A 7,475-nucleotide genomic window follows, 5' to 3' on the forward strand; every position below is an offset into this window, starting at 1 on the left:
CGTTGCCCGGAATGTCCACAAGGGACCCGATGGCGTAGGACCGGTTGCGGATGTTGACCGCCTGTTGCTCGGGCACGTCGGCGACATCCGCGTAGGCGCGGCGTGTTGAGGATTTCCAGCGGTGACTTGTATCGCATCCGGCGGCGGCCGCGACTTCATGCGGCCCATCAGTCAAGCGGTTACGCGTGCCGCGCGAGCAGGTCATCGGCAGCACCGCAACATTGTCCTATGAGGACGACGAACGCGGTGACAAGCCGTGATCGCCCGGGCGTTCCGAACGGGCGCAAGCCGCCGGCCGGCGTGGCGAACGAGTGGATCGAGAAGTACCGGGGCCAACCGGCGCCGACAGAGGTGACCCCGCTACTCATCCCTCGCGGGTGAACCCCGCCCGGGCAGGCAGGCAGACACTTCGACGGGACAGAAGGGCTCGCCATGGATGTGACAGCGGTCCTGATCGTCGCCGTGGCGATCTTCGTGTGGGGTGCGGTCGCCGCCCGGTTCGCCCGAGTGCCCCTGGTCGCGCCGACCGTGTTCGTTGCGGTCGGCACACCGCCGGCCACTGGGCGCCTCGTCGATGCCCGGAAGGCCCAGGAGACGTTGAGGCCGCTGGTCGAGATCACCTTCGTCCGGGTCCTGTACCCGGCCATCGCCCTGATTTCGGTGCACGCACTCGGTCCCTACCTCGGCCGGTGCCTGCGGCTCGGAGGCGGCGGTCGGTGTGGTGCCCGCCGCACCGGTGTTGACCCGGCTACGGGTACCACGCGCGAATGTGCACGTCGTCCACTGACCCCTGGCACGCCCGGCAAACCGGCCGGTCCGTCTTGATGCGCCCGGGACTGGCACGCGCGGCGGCCGCACTGCTGTTGCTGCTGGCCTGGGTCGTGTTTCCCGGCGAGCGGAGCACGGCCCTCACCGTGTTCGGGGGCCTGCTGCTCGCGGTGACTCTCGTCGAGGCGATCTCGGCGGCCCGGCTCGCCCCGGCGGCCCGTCCGGCCGGGCTGCTCAGGTCAGTGGGGCCGGCCGTGGCCGGCCTCATCCTGCTTTTCGGCGGGCACGACGCGACGCGGATGTCGCTGGCGGTGGGTGCGTTGATCGCGGTGCGGGGGCTGGCCGACCTGGGTACTGCGGCGACGGTGGGCCGGGCGCTGCTCCTGCGCCCGTGGCTGGTGTTCCTGGGGACCGCGGAGCTCGCCCTGGCCGTCGCGACCCTGGCCGCGCCGGACCTGTTCGGTCAGGCCACACTCGTCGCAGTCGGATTCGTCTGGCTCGGTGGCGGACTTGCCACCGTCCTGGTTCCGACGCGCGCCGACATCGCGGCGCTCACCATCGCACCGGTGCCGCCGCGCGGTCCGATGGACGACACCGAGCGGGCGCGGATCGCGGACGAGGTGTACTTCGACGGGCCCGGCACCAGGACCCGGCTGGTCCGGTTCGTCGTGCTGCTGACGCTGGCGGCGGTCATCGCCACCTACGGAGTGTTGTCCGACTCGGACCCCACGGTGATCGGTGCGATGATCGTCGCGCCGTTGATGGTGCCCATCCAGGCGCTCGCGGCCGGCGTGGTGTCCGGTGTGGCCCGGCGCGCACTCGTCGCCGCAGCGGTCGTGATCGGCGGGATAGCGCTGGTTCTCACGGTGGCGATGCTGATCGCGGCGACGTTCCCCGATCTCGCCTCCTCGCTGCAGGACGCACAGGTCACCTCGAGAACCAGCCCGACCCTGACCGACCTGGCCATCGCACTGGCCGCGGGCACGGCCGGTGGCTTCGCGCTGGTCCGCGCGGACGTCGCCGGTTCGCTGCCCGGGGTGGCCGTCGCGGTGTCGCTGGTGCCGCCGCTGTGCGTGTGTGGCGCCGCGCTGACCGGCGGCGACACTCACTCAGCGCTCGGGGCGTTCCTGCTGTTCGCGGTGAACATGGTGGCGATCGTCATCGCGGTCGGCGGGGTACTGCTGATGACCGGGTTCGGCGCCGCGGTCGAACGGGCGGGCAGGCGACTGCTCACGATCTCGGTGGCGACAGCCGTGCTGCTCGCCGGCCTCGCGGTACCCCTGGCCACCACAGGATGGCAGACCGTGGAGGCGGACGAGTTGGAAAGTGTCGTGCGCACCGAGCTCACCGACTGGATCGGCCCGGACCAGATCTCCCTCGTGCTCCAACTCAGCGTCGACGGCAACACGGTCGAGGCGCTGGTCGCCTCCGGCGCCCGGCCACCCCCGGTCGCCGACCTCCAGACCGCGGTCCGGGACGCCACCGGCCGCCCGGTCACCGTCCGCGTGCAGTGGATCCGGGCCGAGTCGCTGCCCTGACGACGACTTTGCCGGTTGTGCAAAAAAACCGTCACGGCTGCCTCCAGCCAACAGCGCGGCCCTGCGAGGCGTCGAGGTCCCGCTACGCGTCGCAGTGATGGGTTGCGTGGGTGAACGGCTCCTGCGAGGCACGCGAGGCCGCCGGGGTCGCGTTGGGCCATCGCGAGAAGCGGGGGGAGCTCGCGGCGGTCAACGACAAGGACGCGATCGGCGGGCGGCAGCGGTGAAGGCGCGATCCGATCCGCGGTCGACGTCATCTCTGCGGGGTGATGCCCGTCGGGATCGGGACCGGAGAGGGTCGGCCCGGCGCCGCAATCGGCGAACCCACCGAGCGGCGGTGGCCGTGCACCAGGAGGTAGGGGTGATCGTGGGCGAGACGTTGACCGGCTTGGCGACGATGGCTGCCGTGAATCCCGTGCCGTGGGCGCGTTCGCAGATGGCGTTCACGCTCGGGTTCCACATCATCCTGGTGCCGCTCGGTGTGTCGTGGGCGTTCATGGTCCTGATCGCGAACTACCGGGCGTTGCGGAAGGACGACCGGGCCGCACTGGTGCTTGCGCAGCGCTGGTCGAAGTACATGGCCATCACCTTCGCGGTGGGCGCGGTGACCGGGACCGTGCTGAGTTTCGAGTTCGGTCTGCTCTGGCCCCGCTTCATGGGGATCTGGGGCGAGGCCTTCGGGATCCCGTTCGCGTTCGAGGGACTGTTCTTTTTCACCGAGGCGATTTTCGTCGCGATCTACATCTTCGGCTGGCGCCGCCTGAAACCGTGGACGCATTTCTGGACCGGCGTGCCGATCGCCCTCGCCGGGGTGTTCGGCTCGGTCTCGGTGGTCGCGGCGAACGCCTGGATGAACGCCCCGTCCGGGTTCACGGCGAACGCGCAGGGCGAGATCATCGACGTCGACCCGCTCGCGGTGATCTTCAACGACGCGATGCCGCTGCAGGCCGCGCACATGGTTGTCGCCGCGTACCTGGTCGGCGGGTTCCTGATCGCGTCGGTCTACGCGGTCGGGATGCTGCGCGGCAGGGTCGATCGCTACCACAAGCTCGGGTTCACCATCCCGTTCACCGTCGCCGCGGTGGCGACGCCGATCCAGATAGGCGTGGGCGACACCCTGGCGCGCTGGGTTTATGACAACCAGCCGGTCAAATTCGCCGCGATCGAACTGGTGCCGACGACCAGTTCGGATGTTCCCGAGACACTGCTGGGCCACCTCAACGAGGACGGCACGGTCACCGGAGGCATCCCGATCCCGGGCATGGCGTCGTGGTTGTCGGACCCGGGCACCGGCCGGTCGACCGTCATCCAGGGACTTGACAGCGTGCCAGCCGACACGCGTCCGACGGTCCTGGAGGCCAACGTCGTCCACCTGGCCTGGGACGTGATGGTGGGTCTCGGGTCACTGCTGTTGCTGCTGGCGGTCTGGTACGGCGCGGTCTGGTTGTTCCGGCGGCGCATGCCGGCGGGCAAGTGGTTCCTGCGCGTCGCGGCGTGCTCGGGCGTGCTCGCCGTCGTCACCATGGAGGCCGGCTGGGTGCTCACCGAAGTCGGCCGCCAGCCGTGGATCGTCTACAACTTGATGAAGGTCGAGGCCGCGGCGACGGGCAACACCGGCGTCTGGATCACTTTCATCGCCGTGATCGTGCTCTACCTCGCACTCGGAGTGACGACGATCATGGTGCTGCGCTCGATGAGCAGGCGCTTCCGCCGAGCGGGCGGGTTCCTCGACATGGAAACACCGTACGGGCCGGCGGAGAAGCCCGAGCCGGCCAAGGCCGCGGAGTCCGAGCCGTGAGCACCGCTGTCGCCGCTGTGCTGCTGGTCGCGCTGGCGACGTACGCGGTTTTCGGCGGAGCCGACTTCGGCGCCGGTTTCTGGGACCTGATCGCCGGCGGGCCCGAGCGAGGTGCCGCACCGCGCGGCCTGATCGAGCGATCGATCGGCCCGGTGTGGGAGGCCAACCACGTCTGGCTGATCTTCATCTTCGTCGTCACGTGGTCGGCCTTCCCCACGACCTACCAGTCGATCACGCTTACCATGTTCGTCCCGCTGACCATCGCGGCCCTGGGCATCGTGCTGCGCGGTGCGAGCTTCGCGTTCCGCAAGTCTGTGGTCACCGTTCGCGTCCGTCGTGTCTTCGGTGGCGCGTTCGCCCTCTCGTCGGTGCTCGTTCCCTTCTGCTTCGGCGCGATCGCGGGCGGTATCGCGTCCGGTCGCGTGCCGGCCGGTGGCGTGGCCGGCGACCCGGTGGGCAGCTGGCTCAACCCGACTTCGCTCGTGACGGGTGGGCTGGCGGTCGTGCTGGCCGCGTACCTGGCGGCGGTGTACCTGGTGTGGGACGCACGGCGAGCAGGTGACACCGCTCTGGCCGGCTACTTCCGCCGCCGCGCCGTCGTGAGCGCCGTGGTCGCGGCCATCGTCGCCGTGATCGGCTTCGTCGTCCTGAGCGCCTCGGCCCCGTATGTCTTCGGCCGCTTGACCTCGTGGGCGTTGCCCCCGGTCGTGCTCAGCGTCCTGGCCGGGTTCGGCGCCCTGGTGCTGCTGGTCCGCGACGCCGCGCGCGGTGCGCGGGTGCTCGCCGTGGTCGCGGTCGCCTGCATCATCTTCAGCTGGGGCGTCGCCCAGTGGCCGTACCTGCTGCCGGAGAGCCTCACCGTCTCCGCCGCGGCCGCACCGACCGGCACCCTGATCGCGTTGCTGGTCGCCGTGGGAGGGGCGGTGCTGATCGTGCTGCCCGGGTTCGTGTTGCTCTACGTGCTCGACCAGCGTCGGCTGCTGCCCGAGGAAGGTGTCGAGGACCCCGCCGACCGCGCCGGCGACACCGAGCCCGGCTGAGCCGGACCGCAATCACCTGCGAAAGGTGATTGCCGCACCGCCCGGTCCATCAATCGTCGAAGCAGGCCCGCGACTCCGCGCGTCACGACTGTGAAGGAGCCTCCGTGAACGCCACGACCTCGCCCTTCCCGCGGATCGCCGACTACGCGTTCCTGTCCGACTGCCACACCGGTGCCCTGGTCGCTCCGGACGGATCCGTCGACTGGCTCTGCCTGCGCGCGTTCGACGCCCCGAGCGCCTTCGGCAACCTGCTCGACCGAGGAGCCGGATCCTTCCGGTTCGGGCCCCACGGGGTCAGGCTCGCGGCTTTGTTCGGCTTCCTGCCGGGCACCGACGAACGGATGCGCAAGACGGTCGACGCGATCGCCGACGAGCTGACCGAGAACGGCTATGTCCTGCGCTACAAGACCGACGAGACCGACGACGGGCTGTCCGGAAAGGAAGGCACGTTACTGATCTGTTCGTTGTGGCTGGTCTCCGCGCTCGCGATGGTCGGCGAGATGGACCGGGAGCTGTCACTGTGACCGGGCAGCGTGACGAAAGCCGGAACGTCCTGGTGCTGGGCGGCGGGCTGGCGGGAGTCGCCTGTGCCCACCGGCTCGGTGACGAAGGCATCGGGGTGACCCTCGTCGACCGCAACGACTACCACCAGTTCCAGCCGCTTCTCTACCAGGTCGCCACCGCGCAGCTGCCCGCGGAAGACATCGCGCGCCCGCACCGGGTGATCTTCCACGCCTACCCGACGGTCGAGGTCCGGACCGCGCACGTCGCCGAGGTCGACCTCGCGAACCTCACCCTGACGCTGTCCGACGGCGAGAAGATCAGCGGATCACAGCTGGTGCTCGCGGCCGGCGCACAACCCGAGTACTTCGGTGTCCCGGGCGCCGCCGAGCACGCGTTCCCGCTCTACTCGGTGGCCGACGCCGAGCGGCTCCGGCTCCACGTGCAGGATCTGGTGCGGGCGGTCTCGGCCGGGGAGCTCGAGCAGGACGCGCTCGACATCGTCGTCGTGGGCGGCGGCCCGACCGGCGTCGAGATCACCGGCGCGCTCACCGAGCTGATGACCGCCCTCGCGACCATGGACCGGATACCGAAGTCCGGGCGGATCTTCCTGATCGACCGCGGCAGCACGCTGCTCGGCGCCTTTTCCGACCGATCGCACAAGTACGCGCACAAACGGCTCACCGAGCAGGGCGCCGAACCCCGGCTGGACACGGGCGTCGCCTCCGTACACGCCGACCGGGTTGAGCTCGACGACGGCACCGTCATCCGCACCCGCACCGTCATCTGGGGCGGCGGCGAGTCGGCGGCACCGGTGGTGCAGGCCGCCGCCGGGCTCAAGACCGGTCGCGGCGGGCGGGTGGACGTGCTGCCCGACCTGACTGTCGAGGAACACCCGGGCGTGTACGCGATCGGGGACGCCGCGAACATCCCGGCGCGGCACGGCCCAACGCTGCCGCAGCTGGGCTCGGTGGCCCAGCAGTCCGGCGACTGGGCCGCGGCCAACATCCTGCGCCGGCGAGCCGGACAGCCGACGAAACCGTTCCACTACAAGGACAAGGGCATCATGGCGATGATCGGGCGCAACGCGGCCGTCGCCGAGGTCGGCAAGCACCGGCACCAGGTCGACGGCCCGGTCGCGTTCGCCGCCTGGCTCGGAGTCCACGCGATGCTGCTGAGCGGCGCGCACAGCAAGGTCGACGCCTTCGTCTCCTGGGCGTGGGACTACTTCGAACGCGACCACGCCGCGACCGTCGAGTGGTCCACGAAACCCCAGCGCATCGCCTGGGGAGACGACGCCGCGGACGTCCCGCACATCTCGGTCCATCGCGGCGGCTCCGGGCCGAAAGCCGACAGCTCCTGAGGAGATCAGCATGACCGAGCACTACGACGTCATCATCGTGGGCTCGGGCGCCGGTGGCGGCACCCTCGCACACCGCCTCGCGCCGTCGGGAAAGCGCGTGCTGATCCTCGAACGCGGCGATTGGCTGCCCCGAGAGGCGCAGAACTGGGACGCCGAAGCTCTCTTCGTCGACAACCGCTACGTGTCGCCCGACAAGTGGTTCGACGACAAGGGAAAACCGTTCCAGCCTCAGGACCGCTACTTCGTCGGCGGTGCGACGAAGTTCTACGGAGCCGCGCTGTACCGGCTGCGCGAGCGAGACTTCGGCGAGCTCAAGCACCACGGCGGCGTCTCACCCGCATGGCCCATCGGATACGACGAGATGGAGCCGTGCGGACCCCAGCTGCCGGGGGTGTAGGTGTGCACGGGCGGTGGCGCGTCGAGCAGCGGCTGCATGATCCGCCAGGTCTCCTCGACGCTGTCCTGGC

The 7,475-nt window shown here is 70.1% G+C and carries 8 protein-coding genes; 7 read left to right on the plus strand and 1 reads right to left on the minus strand.

Going from position 1 to position 7,475, the window contains the following annotated elements; translation table 11 throughout:
* Positions 1 to 214, minus strand: a 214-nt coding sequence (locus AB0F91_RS46490; RefSeq protein WP_360608836.1) for a hypothetical protein, incomplete at its 3' end; no start/stop codon positions are given.
* A 218-nt stretch (positions 215 to 432) separates the two neighbouring features.
* Here AB0F91_RS46490 and AB0F91_RS46495 point away from each other — a divergent pair.
* From AB0F91_RS46495 to AB0F91_RS46525, 7 genes are all read left to right on the plus strand, one after another.
* Positions 433 to 825, plus strand: a complete 393-nt coding sequence (locus AB0F91_RS46495) for a hypothetical protein (protein WP_360608838.1) — start codon at positions 433 to 435, stop codon at positions 823 to 825.
* Entirely contained in the window at positions 825 to 2,306 is a 1,482-nt protein-coding gene (locus AB0F91_RS46500; RefSeq protein ID WP_360608840.1) for a DUF389 domain-containing protein, read from the plus strand. The genes AB0F91_RS46495 and AB0F91_RS46500 overlap by 1 nt, the downstream gene beginning before the upstream one ends.
* Before the next feature lie 337 nt (positions 2,307 to 2,643).
* Positions 2,644 to 4,104 carry a cytochrome ubiquinol oxidase subunit I gene (locus AB0F91_RS46505; RefSeq protein ID WP_360608842.1) on the plus strand — a complete coding sequence of 487 codons (1,461 nt, stop codon included), beginning with the start codon at positions 2,644 to 2,646 and terminating at the stop codon, positions 4,102 to 4,104.
* Positions 4,101 to 5,144 (plus strand): cytochrome d ubiquinol oxidase subunit II, encoded by a 1,044-nt coding sequence (locus AB0F91_RS46510; protein ID WP_360608844.1) that lies wholly within the window; start codon positions 4,101 to 4,103, stop codon positions 5,142 to 5,144. Before AB0F91_RS46505 ends, AB0F91_RS46510 begins: the two co-directional genes overlap by 4 nt.
* 104 nt (positions 5,145 to 5,248) lie before the next feature.
* Entirely contained in the window at positions 5,249 to 5,668 is a 420-nt protein-coding gene (locus AB0F91_RS46515) for a trehalase-like domain-containing protein (RefSeq protein WP_360608846.1), read from the plus strand.
* Positions 5,665 to 7,008 (plus strand): NAD(P)/FAD-dependent oxidoreductase, encoded by a 1,344-nt coding sequence (locus tag AB0F91_RS46520; protein ID WP_360608848.1) that lies wholly within the window; start codon positions 5,665 to 5,667, stop codon positions 7,006 to 7,008. Before AB0F91_RS46515 ends, AB0F91_RS46520 begins: the two co-directional genes overlap by 4 nt.
* Positions 7,009 to 7,018: 10 nt before the next feature.
* Positions 7,019 to 7,405 (plus strand): NAD(P)-binding protein, encoded by a 387-nt coding sequence (locus tag AB0F91_RS46525; protein ID WP_360608850.1) that lies wholly within the window; start codon positions 7,019 to 7,021, stop codon positions 7,403 to 7,405.
* Positions 7,406 to 7,475 lie beyond the last annotated feature (70 nt).

Origin of the sequence: Amycolatopsis sp. NPDC023774 (genome assembly GCF_040639695.1) — a bacterium.
Lineage (GTDB): Bacteria > Actinomycetota > Actinomycetes > Mycobacteriales > Pseudonocardiaceae > Amycolatopsis.

What these genes read in the sequence shown, in the direction of transcription:
- AB0F91_RS46500 (WP_360608840.1), top strand. Translation starts at nt 825, where the DNA reads ATGCGCCCGGGACTGGCACGCGCGGCGGCCGCACTGCTGTTGCTGCTG.
- AB0F91_RS46525 (WP_360608850.1), top strand. Translation starts at nt 7,019, where the DNA reads ATGACCGAGCACTACGACGTCATCATCGTGGGCTCGGGCGCCGGTGGC.
- AB0F91_RS46495 (WP_360608838.1), top strand. Translation starts at nt 433, where the DNA reads ATGGATGTGACAGCGGTCCTGATCGTCGCCGTGGCGATCTTCGTGTGG.